Source organism: Beijerinckia sp. 28-YEA-48 (assembly GCF_900104955.1).
Lineage (GTDB): Bacteria > Pseudomonadota > Alphaproteobacteria > Rhizobiales > Beijerinckiaceae > Terripilifer.
Genome location: NZ_FNSI01000001.1, coordinates 4264526 through 4281020, shown reverse-complemented (window position 1 = coordinate 4281020; position 16495 = coordinate 4264526). Strand labels below are relative to the sequence as shown.

General features: G+C 60.8%; 15 protein-coding genes. 9 read left to right on the top strand and 6 right to left on the bottom strand.

The window, feature by feature from the left end; translation table 11 throughout:
• Positions 1-39: 39 nt before the first annotated feature.
• A complete protein-coding gene (locus BLW50_RS20055; RefSeq protein WP_090705815.1) occupies positions 40-873 on the top strand; it encodes a siderophore-interacting protein in 834 nt (277 codons plus the stop codon).
• Positions 874-1002: 129 nt separating this feature from the next.
• On the opposite strand, the gene BLW50_RS20050 is transcribed toward BLW50_RS20055, so the two are convergent.
• Positions 1003-1584 (bottom strand): TetR/AcrR family transcriptional regulator, encoded by a 582-nt coding sequence (locus tag BLW50_RS20050; RefSeq protein WP_090705813.1) that lies wholly within the window; start codon positions 1582-1584, stop codon positions 1003-1005.
• A 109-nt stretch (positions 1585-1693) separates the two neighbouring features.
• Between BLW50_RS20050 and BLW50_RS20045 the strand changes: the two genes are divergently transcribed.
• On the top strand, positions 1694-2983 hold the full coding sequence (locus BLW50_RS20045; RefSeq protein WP_090705811.1) for an MFS transporter: 1290 nt from the start codon (positions 1694-1696) through the stop codon (positions 2981-2983).
• Positions 2984-2996: 13 nt separating this feature from the next.
• Here BLW50_RS20045 and BLW50_RS20040 read toward each other — a convergent pair whose 3' ends face one another.
• Together BLW50_RS20040 and BLW50_RS20035 are read right to left on the bottom strand one after the other, a co-directional pair.
• Entirely contained in the window at positions 2997-3545 is a 549-nt protein-coding gene (locus BLW50_RS20040; protein WP_280141516.1) for a sigma-70 family RNA polymerase sigma factor, read from the bottom strand.
• Positions 3535-3768: a NepR family anti-sigma factor gene (locus tag BLW50_RS20035; protein ID WP_170850265.1), complete on the bottom strand. Its 234-nt coding sequence runs from the start codon at positions 3766-3768 to the stop codon at positions 3535-3537. The genes BLW50_RS20040 and BLW50_RS20035 overlap by 11 nt, the downstream gene beginning before the upstream one ends.
• 199 nt (positions 3769-3967) lie before the next feature.
• On the opposite strand from BLW50_RS20035, the gene BLW50_RS20030 reads away from it, so the two are divergent.
• A complete protein-coding gene (locus BLW50_RS20030; RefSeq protein ID WP_090705806.1) occupies positions 3968-4780 on the top strand; it encodes a response regulator in 813 nt (270 codons plus the stop codon).
• Positions 4781-4823: 43 nt separating this feature from the next.
• On the opposite strand, the gene BLW50_RS20025 is transcribed toward BLW50_RS20030, so the two are convergent.
• From BLW50_RS20025 to BLW50_RS20015, 3 genes are read right to left on the bottom strand one after another with little or no spacing between them, the layout of a single operon-like run.
• Positions 4824-5324, bottom strand: coding sequence for a hypothetical protein (locus BLW50_RS20025; protein WP_090705803.1), 501 nt, complete (start codon positions 5322-5324; stop codon positions 4824-4826).
• Positions 5325-5328: 4 nt separating this feature from the next.
• Entirely contained in the window at positions 5329-5646 is a 318-nt protein-coding gene (locus BLW50_RS20020) for a DUF883 family protein (protein ID WP_090705802.1), read from the bottom strand.
• Positions 5647-5671: 25 nt separating this feature from the next.
• Positions 5672-5830, bottom strand: a complete 159-nt coding sequence (locus BLW50_RS20015; protein ID WP_090709426.1) for a DUF3309 family protein — start codon at positions 5828-5830, stop codon at positions 5672-5674.
• A 265-nt stretch (positions 5831-6095) separates the two neighbouring features.
• Between BLW50_RS20015 and BLW50_RS20010 the strand changes: the two genes are divergently transcribed.
• The 6 genes from BLW50_RS20010 to BLW50_RS19985 all read left to right on the top strand — a co-directional run bounded on the left by BLW50_RS20010 (position 6096) and on the right by BLW50_RS19985 (position 16428).
• Positions 6096-6569, top strand: coding sequence for a PRC-barrel domain-containing protein (locus BLW50_RS20010; protein ID WP_090705801.1), 474 nt, complete (start codon positions 6096-6098; stop codon positions 6567-6569).
• A 244-nt stretch (positions 6570-6813) separates the two neighbouring features.
• Positions 6814-9654: a PAS domain S-box protein gene (locus tag BLW50_RS20005; RefSeq protein ID WP_210186104.1), complete on the top strand. Its 2841-nt coding sequence runs from the start codon at positions 6814-6816 to the stop codon at positions 9652-9654.
• Between the two features lie 98 nt (positions 9655-9752).
• On the top strand, positions 9753-10664 hold the full coding sequence (locus tag BLW50_RS20000; protein ID WP_090705797.1) for a transglutaminase-like domain-containing protein: 912 nt from the start codon (positions 9753-9755) through the stop codon (positions 10662-10664).
• Between the two features lie 145 nt (positions 10665-10809).
• A complete protein-coding gene (locus tag BLW50_RS30855; RefSeq protein WP_139267688.1) occupies positions 10810-11631 on the top strand; it encodes an ImuA family protein in 822 nt (273 codons plus the stop codon).
• Positions 11600-13093, top strand: a complete 1494-nt coding sequence (locus tag BLW50_RS19990) for a Y-family DNA polymerase (RefSeq protein ID WP_244544325.1) — start codon at positions 11600-11602, stop codon at positions 13091-13093. Before BLW50_RS30855 ends, BLW50_RS19990 begins: the two co-directional genes overlap by 32 nt.
• Positions 13090-16428: an error-prone DNA polymerase gene (locus tag BLW50_RS19985; RefSeq protein WP_090705793.1), complete on the top strand. Its 3339-nt coding sequence runs from the start codon at positions 13090-13092 to the stop codon at positions 16426-16428. The genes BLW50_RS19990 and BLW50_RS19985 overlap by 4 nt, the downstream gene beginning before the upstream one ends.
• The last annotated feature ends 67 nt before the right edge of the window (positions 16429-16495 follow it).

The window sequence follows — 16495 nt, the reverse complement described above, 5'->3', positions numbered from 1 at the left end:
AGTGTCTGGCAATCCGCCAGCTCTTTCGAAGGAATTCAGATGTCCGATACTGCTGTTGCAACCTCCGCTCCCGAAGCGCCGCATCGCATTGAGCGCGTGCGCCACGAAACCAAACGCCGCCTGCTGACCGTCGCGCGCGTCGCCCATGTCACGCCGAACATGATCCGTGTCACGCTCAAGGGCGCCGATCTCGAAGGCTTTTTCAGCGCGGCCTATGACGATCACATCAAGCTGTTCTTCCCGCGTGAAGGCGAGACACAGCCTGTGGTGACGGTGCCCGGTGCGCCGCCGTTGGAGGATGGCGAGAAGCCAATCATGCGCGATTACACGCCGCGTCGTTACGATGCTGCCACGGGCGAACTCGATGTCGAATTCGCCATTCACGAAGCCGGGCCGGCGACGCAATGGGCCATGCAGGCCGCGCCCGGTCATATCCTCGGCATAGGTGGTCCGCGCGGCTCGTTCGTCGTCGCTGACGATTTCGACTGGAACCTGTTCGTCGGTGACGAAACAGCTTTGCCCGCCATCGCCCGCCGTCTCGCCGAATTGCGGCCGGGCGCCCGCGCGATCGTCATCGCCGAGGTGACGGACGCGGCCGAAGAACAGAAGTTCGACAGCAAGGCGTTGGTTGAAACCATTTGGCTGCATCGCGGCAAGGCCGAACCGGGCAAAACCACTTTGCTCGATGAAGCGGTGGCCAAGCAGAAACTGCCGTCGGGCGATGGTTATGCCTGGGTGGCGTGCGAATCTCTCACCGCCAAGCGCCTGCGCCGCATCCTCGTCGAAGATCATGGCCATCCCAAGCAATGGGTGAAGGCTGCCGGCTACTGGAAGATCGGCGCCATCAGCGTGCACGAGACCCACAACGACTAAAGCAAATTGCGTTTCGTTAGAAACGCAATTTTGCCAGGGATCTTTGTTTGACGCGTCTTTGTGACGTTTGACTAAGTCAAACTGCAAAACGCTATGAAGCAAATTGCGCTTCGACAGAAACGCAGTTCTTCAGGCGTAGGGCGCCATCGCCATCGCCACGGCATGCTGGCGTGCGCTGGCAAGGATCTCGGCTGAGGTTTCCTGGCTCGGTGTCGCCCGCGCCAATTGCAGCATGCCCGACATCAGGCCGAGCAGGGCGGTGGCGCGCTGACGACGTTGATCCTCCGTTCCCTGCGGCAGATGCTTTGCGAGCAATTCGACATGGCGTTTGAATTTCGTCGTGAACATGTCGCGCGTTTCGGTATCGTGGCGGGCGATCTCCACGGCGAAACAGGCAAAGGGGCAGCCATCTTCCGGCTGGTCGCGATGCCGCTCGCTGAGATAGCGCTCGATCACCGGCTCGATGCCGTTGCCGCTGGCGGCTGAGCGTTCAAGGCTGGTGTGGCGCGTGTCGAGAACGGTATCGAGCACCTCGCGCACCAGATGTTCCTTGGACGGAAAATGGCTGTAGAAGCCGCCATGGGTCAGGCCGGCATCAGCCATCAGGCCAGCCACGCCCACCGCATCGACGCCGTCCTTGCGAAACCGCTTTGACGCCACATCGAGGATTCGCTTCCGCGTCTCCTCCTTATGCCCCTTGCCGTAGCGCATGCGCGAAAGCTCCTTTACATGACGCTCAACATATAATATGATGATCGTAATGTAAAGCGATACGGCCGGACCTCGTGGATCTCCGGGCGCCGCCTATTTCGGAGCTCCCATGCTGTCTTCTCGTCTGGCCGCGACGCTCAGTGGCCGCGGCATTTATTACGGTTGGGTCGTGGCGGCCGTGACGTTCCTGACCATGCTGGTCACCGCGGCGGCCGTCGGCGCACCCGGCGTTCTGATCGTCCCCCTGGAAAAGGAATTTGGCTGGCAGACGGCGGAAATTTCCTCCGCCTTGGCCGTCCGCCTCTTGCTGTTTGGCCTGATGGGGCCGTTCGCCGCCGCTTTCATGAACCGGTTCGGTCTGCGCCGAGTCATCCTCACCGCGCTTTCCCTCATCGGTGGCGGCATGCTGGCTTCCCTCGCCATGACCCAGGTCTGGCAGCTGGTCATGCTATGGGGCGTCGTCGTTGGCTTTGGCACAGGCCTCGTGGCGCTGGTGCTGGGCGCGACGGTGGCGACACGCTGGTTCACCGAACGGCGTGGCCTGGTGATCGGCCTGCTGACCGCCAGTTCCGCCACCGGACAGCTCGTCTTCCTGCCGCTGATGGCGCAAATCACCGATCACCTTGGCTGGCGTTCGGCCCTGCTGCTCGTTTGTGCTTTGCAGGTTGTCGCCGCGATCGCCGTCATCCTCTTGATGCGCGACCGTCCGTCGGACTTGGGGCTCGCGCCCTATGGCGAGAGCGCGGTCGTGCCGCCGGCGCCGAACACGCCGTCGCTATGGTCGTTGGTCACCGCCCCGCTCGAAGCCTTGCGTGATGCCTCGCGCACCGGAATCTTCTGGGTGTTGTTTGCGACGTTCTTCATCTGCGGCGCCTCGACCAATGGGTTGATCCAGACCCATTTCATTTCGCTGTGTGGCGACTATGGCCTTGCAGCTGTGAGCGCTGCCGGCGTGTTGGCGATGATGGGCATTTTCGATTTCGTCGGCACCGTCGGGTCGGGCTGGCTGTCGGATCGCTACGACAATCGCTGGTTGTTGTTCTGGTACTACGGCTTGCGCGGCCTCTCGCTGCTCTATCTGCCGTTCACCGACTTCTCCTTCTACGGCCTGTCGCTGTTCGCGATGTTCTACGGCCTCGACTGGATCGCCACCGTGCCGCCGACGGTGAAACTGGCAGCGCAGCATTTCGGTCGTGAACGCGCCAATCTGGTTTTCGGTTGGATCTTTGCCGGCCATCAATTGGGCGCGGCCACAGCGGCTTTCGGTGCTGGTCTGTCACGCACCGTTCTCGACAGCTATCTGCCAGCCTTCTTCGTGGCGGGCGCCCTATGTCTGATCGCTTCGGCGCTGGTGCTGTTGCCACGCCGTCACGTCGCGCAGCCGGTGGCTGCGCAGTAGGTCATCTTTGAGATTATTTTTCAGGCGGCTCAACTTTTTCGGGCGATGGATTGGCGGCTAGCAGCTCGCCCAGTTTGTTGCGGCCGCGATTGACGCGGCTCTTCATCGTGCCGACTGCGCAGGAGCACACAGCGGCGGCTTCTTCATAAGAAAGGCCGGACGCGCCGACGAGAATGATCGCCTCGCGTTGGTCGGGCGGCAGTTTCTGCATCGCCGCGCGGAAGTCGAGGAAGTGCATGTGATCGTCTTGCGCCGCCGGTTCGATCAGCTGCGCCGCAAAGATTCCATCGCTATCGGCGACCTCACGTCGGCGCTTGCGATATTCGGAATAATAGACGTTGCGTAGAATGGTGAAGAGCCAGGCCGAGAGATTGGTACCGGCCTGAAACGAGCCAAGATTGGCCCAGGCCTTGACCAAGGTTTCTTGCACCAGATCGTCGGCGCGATCGGCATTGCCGGATAACGAAACAGCGAAAGCCCGCAAGCTGGGGATGGCCGCGATCATATCTGCCCGTAGGGACGGGGTGGCCGCTTCCTGGATTTGCTGAGGGCTACTTGTCACGCTTATCGTCTTCCAGTTTCAGCAGCAGATCGAGGAAACGATCCGGGATGGGCTGGTTCAGAACATCGTCGTAGATGGATCGCAGTTGGCGACCGATCTGCGCATGAACTTCCCGCTTGGCGGGGGAAGTACGCCGGCGGGGCGGACGGCCGGCATCCGGCTTGTTTTCAATGAGCTTATTATCCACTTTGTCCCGCTGATCCGTTTTTTCGGGTTCGCTCATCTAACTGCATCCTAAATAGAAGCGGCGCCCTCAACTTATTGAATCTCGCACATTCAGCATCATGTAAGCTGGTCTGTGAGAGCCAACGCGAGAGTCGATTACAGGTTCCCTATCCCGGAACTATTTTTGATGACAGACGTTTACGTCGCAATGCCAAATTGCGGATGCGGCGAGTCTCAAGACGACAAAAGGGCGATACATGGCCATTTCCGAGTCGATTTCCAGACATGTCCCGTTTTTGCGCCGGTTTGCCCGGGCGCTTACGGGCACGCAAGTCGATGGCGATGCCTATGTGTTGGCGACGCTTGAGGCACTGGTCGCCGCCCCTGATGATTTCAAGGCGGCGCCCGATCTCCGGATCGCGCTCTATCGGCGCTTCCTCGCATGCTGGTCGTCGAACCCGATGCGGGCCGTGCCGGAAACTTCTGCTTATGGCGACGAAGCCGGCGCACAGCGCCATCTCGGCGCCATGTCGCAGCGGCCGCGCGTCGCCTTCCTGCTGGGGACGCTGGAGGGTTTCGACCAGGCGCAGATCGCTCAGATCATGGATTGTTCGGTCGCTACGGTCGATCGGCTGCTGGCGGATGCGGGGCAGGAGATCAACGAACAGATCGCCACCAATATTTTGATCATCGAAGACGAGCCCTTTATTGCCTTTGATCTGCAAGCCTTGGTCGAGGATCTCGGCCACAGCGTCGTCAATGTCGCGCGCACCCACAAGGAAGCCGTCTCGGCTGCAAAGCTGCACCAGCCGGGGTTGATCCTGGCCGATATTCATCTGGCTGACGGCAGCTCCGGGCTCGAGGCGGTGAATGAAATCCTTGGCTCCTTCGAGGCGCCGGTGATTTTCATCACCGCTTATCCCGAACGTTTTCTGACCGGCCAAGCGCCGGAGCCAGCCTTTCTGATCGCCAAGCCTTATGTTCCGGGAACGGTGAAGGCGGTGGTCAGCCAGGCTCTGTTCTTCGATCGCAAATCGCAACGGCGCGATCAGGCGGTCACCTCCCGCTGACCGAGCCGGTCATCACTCTGACCGGCGTCGCCGACGGCCTGTATTAAGGCCGTCGGTCTTTCGCCTTCGTCAGGGTCTGTTTCAACATCTGGCCACCGACATAGCCAGCCACCAGGCCGGTGACGACCAGTTGCAGCGGGCTGGCACTCTTAATGGCCTCGGTGGCGGCCAGCACGGCAAGCCGCTCATTGTCCCGTCCGTTCTCCTGCAAGGCCTGGAGCAGGCTGTTCACCGCCGGCGGGGTTGGCGTCTCAACTTTGGGCGGAGCGGCCGCGGCGGGCGCTGCCGTCGCGCTGGAGGGGGCCTGCTTCGTACTGGCGGCCACCGCGGCGATGACCGCGATGACGATGAAGAAGATCCCTATGCCAAACGCGCTTTCCATCGCGCCATAGCGTGGCGCCAGCCACAAATACGCGCCGGCGGTCACAAAGCCCACGCCGATGAGGCCGAGCAGCACGGCGCAGATCATGACGATCGCAAAGATCGCCAACCTGCGGCCATGCCCTGAAGCTTCCGTGAGAAACGTCGCGAAGAGCTTCTGCATCGGCCTATCGCGAACGGTTCAAGAGGCCAAGGGCAAGGCCAACGCCCAGCGCGATCAGAACCGCGGAATAGGGATTGCGTTCGATGCTGGACTCGATGTCCGCTCCGATGCCTTTAACTTTATCCTGAGCCCTCTCGGCGGAGTCCGCCAGGGCGGCCTTTGCCGTTCCCACCGCTTCGGCAACTCTGTCGCCAGCGACGTCGGCTTGTCGCGAAACAAGTTTGGCGACCGTCTCCGAAAGCTTGGAAATATCCTCGCGCAGCGCCGTATAATCATCTGTCAGCTTGCGCCCGAATTTTTCGATGTCATCTACTTGAGCCATGTGTGGTGCTCCATTGTTGTTGAAATCAGATGCGTCCCAGAAGCATTAAAATGAGAACGACGATGAGGATCGTACCTAGTGTACCAGAGGGTGCATAGCCCCAACTGCGGCTGTGCGGCCACGTCGGGATCACACCCAGAAGAAGCAAAATAAGTATGATCAGCAGGAGAGTGCCGAGCGTCATGGCATAATACTCCATAGTCCCGCGAATATCGTCCGCGCGGCGATCGGTTCATAATTATCGAAAACAAACCGTTTTGGAGAACGGTCAAATGGCTAACGTTTCAATCGAAGGCGAGTTCCCAAGCCGCTTTTGGCTCTCCAATTTACGGACGCAATCGTCGACTTGCCTCTGAACACGGAACCCCCGCAGCGACTGGACGTTTCATCGATGGAAGCCAAAGCAAAACCGCTTCCGGCCGATCAACGACACACGGAAGGAACAGGCCATGTTGAAGAGCGTGAGCGCAGCGGCGCTTCTTGCCATCTTGGCGGGTGGTTCTGCCATCGCGCAATCCGCGCCGTCCACGATGTCACAGGCGCCCGCGTCGAATTATGTGACGACATATTCGTCGAGCCAATCCCTGGCGTCAGGGATCGTGAACAAGAATGTTTATGATCCCAAGGACGAGAAGATCGGCGAGGTGAACGATCTTCTCCTTGATCGCTCCAGTGGCGCGGTTGCGGCCGCGGTCATCGGTGTCGGCGGCTTCCTTGGTATAGGTGAGAAGAATATTGCCGTGCCGTTTCAGAACATCAAGGTGACGATGAAAGATGACAAGGAACGGCTGGTGTTGAACACGACGAAGGAAGAGTTAAAGACCGCGCCTGAGTTCAAGGTGGTCACGCCCGCCCGTCCGGGCAGCTCCGCGCCAACCGCGCCGGGTTTGAACCCTCCGCCTGATCGATCCACCGGGCGATAGAACGCCAGAGATCTCCAGAAGCTGCGGCTGCCGAATGGCAGCCGCTTTCTTTTCCGCACGCATCCGGCGATGTTGGGAGCGCCGGTTCAGAGTTCCTTGTGGAGCCGGTTTGTGCGAATATGACGATTGTTGCTGATGAATAGTATCGATTTGAGATTGTTGCCGTCGTGTTTTGCCATAAGGGGAAACATCGTCGGGCCACCTGGTAGGTGAAATGTTCGGTCGGGAGAGTTCCGCTCCGTCTTTGCAGCACGAGATGATGGGCGGTGAAGGATTGCCCGGCCCCGCGGCAAGACCGCGTCCGCTGACCATCCGGACGCTGCTTGTCCTGCTCATCGCGGCGATCCTGCTGCCGCTTCTGGCTCTGAGTCTCTACCTCGCTGATCGTTATGCCAGCGCCGAGCGCCGGGTGATCGAGGCCCGGCGTTTCGATGTCGTTGAAAGCATCACCGAAATATTGCATCGCGACGTCGAGAAGATCGCTCATACGCTGCGAACGGTGGCGACAAGCGACAGCCTGCGCTCTTCAGATCTGACAGCCTTTCGCAATCAAATCGCTGCTGCGGCGCCATTGGCGTCGATCGACTATGTGATTCTGTCCGATCAGGCTGGCAAGCCGCTTTTGGTCTTCTCTGCCGATGGCGGGCCCGCGCCCGCCGTGTCGTTTCGCCTGTCCGATATACCGGCCGGACAAGATCTGTCCGTCTCTGGATTTCTGCGTGGACCCGACAATGAGCCGGAATTCACGCTGAGTGTTCCAACCATTTGCGCCGCTGGCGCGCGCTGCGTGCTCAGCGCCGTGCTTCTGCTCAAGCGCTATAATGGAATGTTCGCCGAAGCCAATGTGCCGCCCGAATGGACCGCGGGCCTGCTTGATCGCAATGGGGTCATGCTGGCGCGTAGTCGCGATCCTGAAAAATTTCTTGGTCGTACGTCGCGTTCGGAAACTCAGGTCATCGTGCAAGAGTCCGAGAAAGGCGGCGTCTATGATGGCGTCAATTTCGAGGGCGTCGCCGCGTCCAATATTTTTCGCAAGTCCGCTCTGACCGGATGGACGACGGTCATCGCTATTCCCAAAACGGTGATCAATGCGCCGCTGACGCGCATCTTCATGCTGATGGCCATCGCCAGCGCCGTCCTCATCGGATTAGGACTTCTGCTGGCAACCATCCTGGCGCGGCGTATCGCCATTGCGCTACGCCGTCTGAGTGGCGCGGCCGTGGCCCTCGTCGATGGTGGCGCCCCTCAGATTGAAAACCCTGGCATCCGGGAATTGTCCGAAGTGCAGCGCGCTTTCGAATATGCCGCCTCGATCGCTCATGAGCATCGCGAGACCCAGACCAGGCTGCGCTCCCATGAATTGTTCTTTCGCTTGCTGATCGATTCCGCGGCGGAAGGCATCTTCAGCATCGATCAGAGTGGAACGATCACCATCTGCAACGCAGCCTTTGTCAGATTGGCTGGCGCCACCGATGAGAGCCAGGTCGTTGGCTGGCCCTTGCTCGACATCATGCAGCACACCCGGGCCGACGGAACGCTTTTCACGAATATAGATGATCCGATCTTGTCGGCGGCGCGCACCGGGTTCAATCGCCACGCCGAGGGAGAGTTCTTTTTTCGACGCGACGGCAATGCCTTCCCCGTCGAATATTGGGTGCGGCCGATCTACCAGGACGAGCAATTGCAGGGTGTCGTCTGCACGATGGTCGATATCTCGGCACGTCTGCGCGCCGAGGCGATGAATGCCCATCTGGCCGCGATCGTCACGTCCTCCGCCGATGCGATCAAGAGTATCTCGCTCGAGGGCAATGTCGTCTCGTGGAACGAGGGCGCCGAACGTCTGTTCGGTTACAAGGCGAGTGAGATCGTTGGCCAATCTCTCAGCATCTTGATTCCTGAATCGCGCCGGGGCGAGTTGCAGGAAAAGATTTCCGCTGTAGCGAATGGCGAAAACTTTCGGCGTGAAACCGTGCGCCGCCGCAAAGATGGGAGTCTGATTGATGTTCATATCGAAGCGGCGCCTATCTACGATGCGCGTGGCGCCATCATAGGTGTCTCGACCATTGCGCGCGACATCACCCAGCGCAAGCGCATCGAGGGGGAACTGCGCAGCCGTGAAGCGCAATTCCGCAGCGTCTTCAATAATTCGGCCGTCGGTATGGCACGCTCCGGGCTCGATGGCCACTGGCTGATGGTCAATGCACGCATGTCGGAGATCACCGGCTATAGCGCAGCCGAGTTGCTGCGACGCCGCGCCGTTGATCTGACCTTCACCGACGATCTTTATGCCGATGAGGACCAGATGCGGGATCTGCTCGACGGCAAGATCCCATCTTTCGCCCTCGACAAACGTTTCATTCGCAAGGACGGCTCCACCACCTGGGTCGGCATCACCGTCTCGCTGGAGCGCGACAGCGCTGGCCAGCCGCTTTATTTCCTGCATGTCGTGCGCGACATCAGCGCCCATCGGGAGGCCGAACAGCACCAGTTCTTCCTGATGCGGGAGCTGTCGCATCGCTCGAAGAATCTTCTCGCCGTCATTCAGGCCATGGCGCGGCAGACGGCGCGCGTTTCCTACGACATCGATACTTTTTTGGATCGTTTTTCCCTGCGCCTGCAGGGATTGGCGACCTCCCACGATCTGCTCGTTCATCAGAACTGGAAACATGTTCTGCTCACCGATCTGGTGCAGCAGCAGCTCGCACCTTTTGTCGATATGGACAGCGGCCGGCTCGTGGTCGGCGGACCGATGGTGGCAGTGATCCCAGAAGCGGCACAGGCTCTCGGTTTGGCGCTGCATGAATTGGCCACCAATGCGGCCAAGCATGGTTCCCTATCGGCGGCAGGCGGCCGCGTGGCGGTGACTTGGGATTTTGTGACGGTGGACGGGCAGGAGCGGCTGCGGGTTGAGTGGGCTGAATCCGGTGGTCCCAGGGTGAAGCCACCAGCAGGTCAAGGTTTCGGCCATGTCGTCATCACGCGCATGGCCGGGCGCTCGCTCGATGGCCATGTGGAGATTGATTTCGCGCCGGCGGGATTGCGGTGGGCGATTTCCTTCCCGACGTCCAATCTGGTGCTTGGCTAGGTAGACTGCCCTTTAAAGGGGCGTGGAACGATCGTTTGAAGGTCGCGTTAAACAGAGGAAAACGTCCGGTCTATCCCCCTAATCATCATAGGCTCACCATGCTTATTCGTGCGGGATTTGATATTTCGATCGGCTGTGCGCAAGCGACGCCGCTCCTGCTGCTGCTCAACATTCATCCGTCCCGAGATAAGGATGTACGGTCTTCGACGGGCTTGCGTGTCACGTCGGGTGTTGTCACGTCCGAACATGCCGACATGTTCGGCAATCGTGTGCATCGCGTGATGGGCCAGCCTGGCACCGTGCGCTTGACTTGCGATTCCCTGGTGCAGGATACCGGGCTGCCTGACTTCATGGATGCGGCGGCGCGTGAAACGCCGGTCGCTGATTTGCCGTCCGAAGTCCTCGTCTATCTTCTGGGCAGCCGCTATTGCGAAACGGACCAGTTGGGTGAAACCGCCTGGAAGCTTTTCGGCAACGGCCCCACGGGTTTGGCGCGTGTCGAAGCGATTTGCGCTTTCGTCCATGACCATATCGCGTTTGATTATGCCTTCGCCCAGGCGACGCGCACGGCTTTGGGCGCTTACAATGACAGGCAGGGTGTGTGCCGAGATTTTGCTCATCTCGCCATCACCCTCTGCCGCAGCATGAACATTCCAGCGCGTTATTGCACCGGCTATCTCGGCGATATCGGCGTGCCCAGAGATCCCGCGCCGATGGATTTCAGCGCCTGGTTCGAGGTCTGGCTCGATGGCCGCTGGTACACGTTCGACGCCCGGCACAACCATCCGCGTATCGGCCGCATCGTCATGGCGCGGGGCCGCGACGCCGCCGACGTGGCGATGATCAGCAGTTTCGGCCTTCACACTCTGCTCAATTTTCAGGTCTGGACGGATCAAGTCGCTGAAACCGCGGTTGCCTCCCGTTTGTTCTTGCACAATCCCATGCCGGCTCAGGTTTATCCGGCCCAAGCGAATCCGGCAGTGACGGGCAGATCGGCCGTCTACGGATAATTTCCCCGCAAACCCAATCGCTTGCCGCAGAGGCCGCCCATTGCGGGCGGTCTCACCGGTCGTGGGCGGGCGGGATTGCAAACGGGATCGCTTGACTCTGGCGCGAAACGGAGTCGTTTATATAGAACAAAACAGGAACATGAAAATGGCCCGCGAAAGCCTTCAGGCACTGCGGCGTGATCTTGCCGCTCTTGAGCGGACGGGCATGCCGCAGGCCGTCGATTTCTTCTCTTTTGGCCTACCGGACGTCGACGAGGCGCTGGGCGGTGGCTTGGTGCGCGGCGCACTGCATGAGGTCTATGCCCATAGCCTGCGCGACATCGTTTCCGCTGCCGGCTTCGCCGCCACCTTGGCCATCCGGGCCGCGGCGCACCGGCCGGTGGTCTGGGTCCGGCAGGATTTCGCCGAGACGGAGGCCGGCAGTTTGAGCCCGGCTGGCCTGGCTGAACTGGGACTGGACCCGTCGCAGATCATTCTGGTGAAGGCGCGCGATGCCCTCGGCGTTCTGCGTGCCAGTGCCGAAGCCTTGGCCTGCGCCCCGCTGGGTGCCGTGCTGGTCGAACCCTGGGGCCAACCCGGCGTGATCGATCTTGTCGCGACGCGCCGCCTGTCCTTGGCCGCCGCCGCTACCGGTGTGCCGGCCCTGATGTTGCGCCCGGCAGCGGCACCGCTGCCTAGCGCTGCCACGACGCGCTGGTCCGTCCGCGCCCTGCAGTCGCGGGCGCTGGCGGCTGATGCGCCGGGCTTTCCCGCTTTCGAAATGAGTTTGTTGCGACACCGCGCCGGCATGGCCGGCCGGGCCTGGCGTGTGGAGTGGAACCGTGACGCAGAATGTTTCCGGATCAGAAAGCGCCAAATCAGAGACTACCCGGCGCTATCTCGCCCTTTGGGCTCCCTTTCTGTCGACCGATCGGCTGCGGCACCGGCGCCCGCCGTTGCCAGCGGCGAATGGCGCAAGAGCGCCTGAAGGGCTGCAAGAAGCGCCACTTGTCGTCATCGATAAGATCAAAGGGGCGCTGCGGCTCGTGGCGGTCGATCAGCGCGCCTTGTCCCTGGGGCTGACGCCGGGCCTGGCGCTGGCCGATGCCCGCGCTCGTGTGCCAGACCTGCAGGTCACCCCGCTCGATGCGCACATCGATACAGCCTGTCTCGAACGGCTGGCAGATCTGTGCGATCGCTGGACGCCGCTGGTGGCGCTCGATCCGCCCCATGGCCTGCTGCTCGATATTTCCGGCTGCGCCCATCTGTTCGGCGGCGAAGCGGAACTGGGGAAAGACATGCGCCGGCGCTTCAGCCGTAGCGGTCTTGATCTGCGCCTGGCGATTGCCGGCACGCCCGATGCGGCCCGCGCGTTGGCGCGCTTCGGACGCGGCGGCATCATCGCGCCGGGGGTGGAGGCGCAGAGCGTCGGCGCCCTGCCGATTGCCGCCCTTGGGGTCGATCCGCAGATCGTGCACGGCCTGTCGCGCGCCGGGTTGAAAACCATTGCCGCTTTGACTGAAAGGTCCTCGACGCCGTTGGCGGCGCGCTTCGGCGACGACCTGATCGCGCGGCTCGATCGTGTGTGCGGGCGTGTCGATATCCGCATCACGCCGCGCCGCATGCCGCCCGCCTGCATGGCGGAACGGCCGTTCGCCGATCCCATCGCCCGCATGGAAGATATCGAGGCGACCTTGGAGCGCCTGCTGCAGCGGATTGCCGATCTGTTGCAGCAACGTGGCGAAGGTGGCCGCCGCTTCGAGGCCAGTTTCTTTCGCGCCGATGGCGCGGTGCGCACGATCATGGTCGAAACCGGTCATCCCAGCCGCGATCCCAAAACCATCCTGCGGCTCTATCGCGAGCGCCTTGAGGCCTTGGCCGATCCGCTGGATCCGGGCTTTGGCTTCGATCTCATCCGCATCCTGGTGCCGGTGGCCGAGCCCCTTGATGCGGCGCAGGTCAGCCTCGACGGCAAGGCCAACGCCGACAGTGAAGTGGCCGATCTTGTCGATAAACTCGTCGCACGCTTCGGCCGTGATCGCGTGCAACATTTCGTGCCGCGCGACACGCACGATCCGCACCGCCGCGCCTTCACCGTGCCCGCCACCGGCACCTTCGCACCTGCCCATTGGGATAAGCCGGAGCCGGACGAGCCGCCGCTGCGACCCTTGCATATTTTCAATCCGCCGCAGCCGGTGCTGGTGACAGCGCAAGTGCCCGATGGGCCGCCGGCGCGCTTTGTCTGGCGTCGCGCTTCCCACGAGATCGTCTTGGCGGAAGGGCCGGAGCGTATCGCTTCGGAATGGTGGCGGCGCGAACACGACGTGCCGACGCGCGATTACTACCGGGTGGAGGACATGGAAGGACGCCGCTTCTGGATTTTCCGCGACGGTCTCTACGAACGAGAAGTCGAAAAGCCGCAATGGTATTTGCATGGACTATTCGCATGACGCGCTATGCGGACTTCGCCACGGCGAGCAATTTTTCTTTCCTGCGCGGCGCCTCCCATGCGCGCGACCTGGTGGCGCAGGCGCTGGGCCTGGGTCATGCCGGTCTCGGTATCGCCGATCGCAATACGGTCGCGGGTGTCGTGCGCGCCTATGCGGCGCTCAATCACTTACGCAAGACGGGTACATTACCCGCGACTCCTGAACGCGAAGGCTCCGGCCCCGGCGAATATGTGTTGGTCGAACACCCCACACCCATTGTTCTCAAGACGGAAGAGATTCAAGTTCTGGCGGAAGCATTCAAGCTCGTGGTCGGCGCGCGCTTGGCTTTCATGGACGGCACGCCAGATATTCTCGTCTATCCGGAAGACCGCGCCGGCTGGGGGCGGCTCTGCCGCCTGCTGACTGTGGGCAATAGGCGCGCCAAGAAAGGCGAATGTGATCTAACTCTCGATGATCTTCTCGTCGATACATCGCATCTGCTTCTCGTGGTAATGCCCGAGCGCCAGCTCGATGGCCTGGCTGAGCTGCTGACACGTCTGGATGACGCCGCGCCTGGCGCGGTCTGGCTGGCCGCCACCATGCATCGGCGCGGCGATGATCGTCGCCGTTTGAGCCGGCTGATTGATCTGGCGCGCCGGACGCACGTGCCGCTGCTCGCCACCAATGACGTGCTCTACCACGCGCCGGAACAGCGCGACCTGCAGGATGTGATGACCTGCATCCGCGAAGGCGAAACCTTGGAAAGCATCGGTCGGCGGCTTGAGGTCAATGCCGAACGTCATTTCAAGGAACCGAAGGAAATGGCGCGTCTGTTTAAGGATGCGCCGGCGGCTATCGATGAAACGGGCAATTTCCTCGATCGGATTTCTTTTTCTCTCGATCAGTTACGGTATGAATATCCGGATGAGCCGATTCCGCCCGGCTGGACGCCGCAGGACTGGCTGGAAGATCTGGTGCACAAGCACGGGCTCATGCGTTATCCGGACGGCATGCCAGAAAAAGTGCAAGAGCTGGTCAAGAATGAACTGACCTTAATTCGCAAGCTTGATTACGCGCGTTATTTCCTCACGATTCATGACATCGTGCGCTTCGCCAATGATAACCGCATTCTCTGCCAGGGGCGTGGTTCGGCGGCAAATTCTGCGGTCTGTTACATTCTTGGGATCACGGCTGTTGACCCCGATAAGCACAAACTACTGCTGGCTCGTTTTCTGTCCGAAAATCGTGGTGAACCGCCGGATATCGATGTCGATTTCGAGCATGAACGGCGCGAAGAAGTCATTCAATACGTTTATGAAAAATATGGTCGACACCGGGCTGGTATTGCCGCGACGGTGATCAGCTATCGCTCGCGTAGCGCCATCCGCGATGTCGGCAAGGCGCTGGGCCTAACGGAGGATGTGACGGCGAAACTCTCCTCGACCATCTGGGGCAGTTGGGGAGGACCCATCAGAGATAGCCAGATCAAGGAAGCCGGGCTCGATCCATCAAATCCTTTGATCCGGAGAGCGGTCGATCTGGCTATTCGCTTGCTGGGGTTTCCGCGTCATCTGTCACAACATGTCGGCGGCTTCGTGATGTCGCGCGGCCGTCTCGACGAAATAGTGCCGATTGGCAATGCGGCGATGGACGACCGCACTTTCATCGAATGGGACAAAGACGACATCGATGAAATCGGCCTGATGAAGGTCGATGTTCTGGCGCTCGGCATGCTGACCTGCATCCGCAAGGCTTTTGACTTGATGCGGGATCACTATAGTTTCGACACCACGCTGGCTGACGTACCGTCCGAGAAAGAAGACGTTTACGACATGTTGTGTGACGGCGAATCCTTGGGTGTTTTCCAGGTCGAGAGCCGCGCGCAGATGAATATGTTGCCGCGTCTGAAGCCACGCAAATTCTATGATCTTGTCATTCAGGTGGCGATTGTCCGTCCTGGCCCGATCCAGGGCGATATGGTGCATCCTTATCTGCGACGCAGAAATGGAGAAGAAGCTGTCGTTTTCCCTGCGCCGAAATCACCCCATGACCCAAACGAGCTTATCGGTGTCTTAGGGCGCACCCTCGGCGTGCCCTTGTTCCAAGAACAGGCTATGGACCTTGCCATGGTCGCAGCCGAATTCACGCCAGACGAGGCCAACGGCCTACGCAAGGCCATGGCCACCTTCCGTCACAATGGCACCATACAGAATTTCGAGAAACTGATGGTCGGTCGTATGATCATGCGCGGCTATGATCCCGATTTCGCGCAGCGCTGTTTCAACCAGATCAAGGGTTTTGGTGAATATGGCTTCCCTGAAAGCCATGCGGCGTCCTTCGCCAAGCTCGTCTATGTCTCGTCCTTCATCAAATGCCGATTTCCGGCAGCCTTCGCCTGCGCGCTTCTCAATTCGCAACCCATGGGTTTTTACGCCCCGGCGCAGATCATCAGCGATGCCCAGAAGAACAAGGTCGAGGTCCGCGAAGTCGACGTCAATCACAGCGCCTGGGACAATACGTTGGAAGGGGAGGGAACGCCGGCCTTGCGCATCGGCTTCCGCCAGATCAGCGGTATGTGCGAGGAGCAGGCCAAGCGCATCACCGACAATCGCTCAAAACCGTTCACGTCGGTCGAGGAATTTGCGGCGCGCACCGCTTTGCCCAACAGTGTGTTGCGCTGCCTCGCCGATGCCGACGCCTTTCGCTCGATGCATCTCGACCGGCGCGCGGCGCTCTGGGCGGTGCGGCGTTTGCCCGATGATGCGCCGTTGCCACTGTTTCTCGCCGCCGACGCGCGCGAACTGGGCCATGATGCGCAAGCGCATCTGCCGCAGATGCGCCTGGGCGAACACATCGCCGCCGACTATCAGACGATCCATCTGTCGTTGAAAGGTCATCCGATGCAGATCCTGCGCGAGGTTTTCGCACGCGAGCGGGCGATCCGTTGCGGTGATCTCGTCAACTGCAAGGATGGCGCCTGGGTGCGGGTCGCCGGCGTGGTTCTGGTGCGCCAGCGCCCCGGCAAGGGCAATGCGATCTTTATCACTCTGGAGGACGAAACCGGCGTCGCCAATCTCGTGCTCTGGGCGCGCACCTTCGAACGCTTCCGCAAGGAGACCATGGGCGCGCGTCTGCTCTTAGCTGAAGGACGGGTGCAGAAAAGCCCGGAAGGGGTGATTCACTTGATGACGGAACGGCTGATCGACCGCACGGTGGACCTGAACCGCCTGTCGGAAGATCACGAAACCAAACCGGTCCTGTCTCCCGCCGACGAATTCGTTCATCCGCAGCCGCTGCGCCGGCCGCATCACCCGCGCAACGTGCGCATCATCCCGAAGTCGCGGGACTTTCATTGATAGGGGCGCAAATCTCTGTGTCATCCCGGACGCCGAAGGCGATCCGGGAACCAGGAGCGTGTGGTGG

Excerpts from the sequence above, each read along its gene's own strand:
- BLW50_RS20055 (WP_090705815.1), top strand. The coding sequence starts at position 40 with ATGTCCGATACTGCTGTTGCAACCTCCGCTCCCGAAGCGCCGCATCGC.
- BLW50_RS20050 (WP_090705813.1), bottom strand. The coding sequence starts at position 1,584 with ATGCGCTACGGCAAGGGGCATAAGGAGGAGACGCGGAAGCGAATCCTC.
- BLW50_RS20045 (WP_090705811.1), top strand. The coding sequence starts at position 1,694 with ATGCTGTCTTCTCGTCTGGCCGCGACGCTCAGTGGCCGCGGCATTTAT.
- BLW50_RS20035 (WP_170850265.1), bottom strand. The coding sequence starts at position 3,768 with ATGAGCGAACCCGAAAAAACGGATCAGCGGGACAAAGTGGATAATAAG.
- BLW50_RS20030 (WP_090705806.1), top strand. The coding sequence starts at position 3,968 with ATGGCCATTTCCGAGTCGATTTCCAGACATGTCCCGTTTTTGCGCCGG.
- BLW50_RS20025 (WP_090705803.1), bottom strand. The coding sequence starts at position 5,324 with ATGCAGAAGCTCTTCGCGACGTTTCTCACGGAAGCTTCAGGGCATGGC.
- BLW50_RS20020 (WP_090705802.1), bottom strand. The coding sequence starts at position 5,646 with ATGGCTCAAGTAGATGACATCGAAAAATTCGGGCGCAAGCTGACAGAT.
- BLW50_RS20015 (WP_090709426.1), bottom strand. The coding sequence starts at position 5,830 with ATGACGCTCGGCACTCTCCTGCTGATCATACTTATTTTGCTTCTTCTG.
- BLW50_RS20010 (WP_090705801.1), top strand. The coding sequence starts at position 6,096 with ATGTTGAAGAGCGTGAGCGCAGCGGCGCTTCTTGCCATCTTGGCGGGT.
- BLW50_RS20000 (WP_090705797.1), top strand. The coding sequence starts at position 9,753 with ATGCTTATTCGTGCGGGATTTGATATTTCGATCGGCTGTGCGCAAGCG.
- BLW50_RS30855 (WP_139267688.1), top strand. The coding sequence starts at position 10,810 with ATGGCCCGCGAAAGCCTTCAGGCACTGCGGCGTGATCTTGCCGCTCTT.
- BLW50_RS19985 (WP_090705793.1), top strand. The coding sequence starts at position 13,090 with ATGACGCGCTATGCGGACTTCGCCACGGCGAGCAATTTTTCTTTCCTG.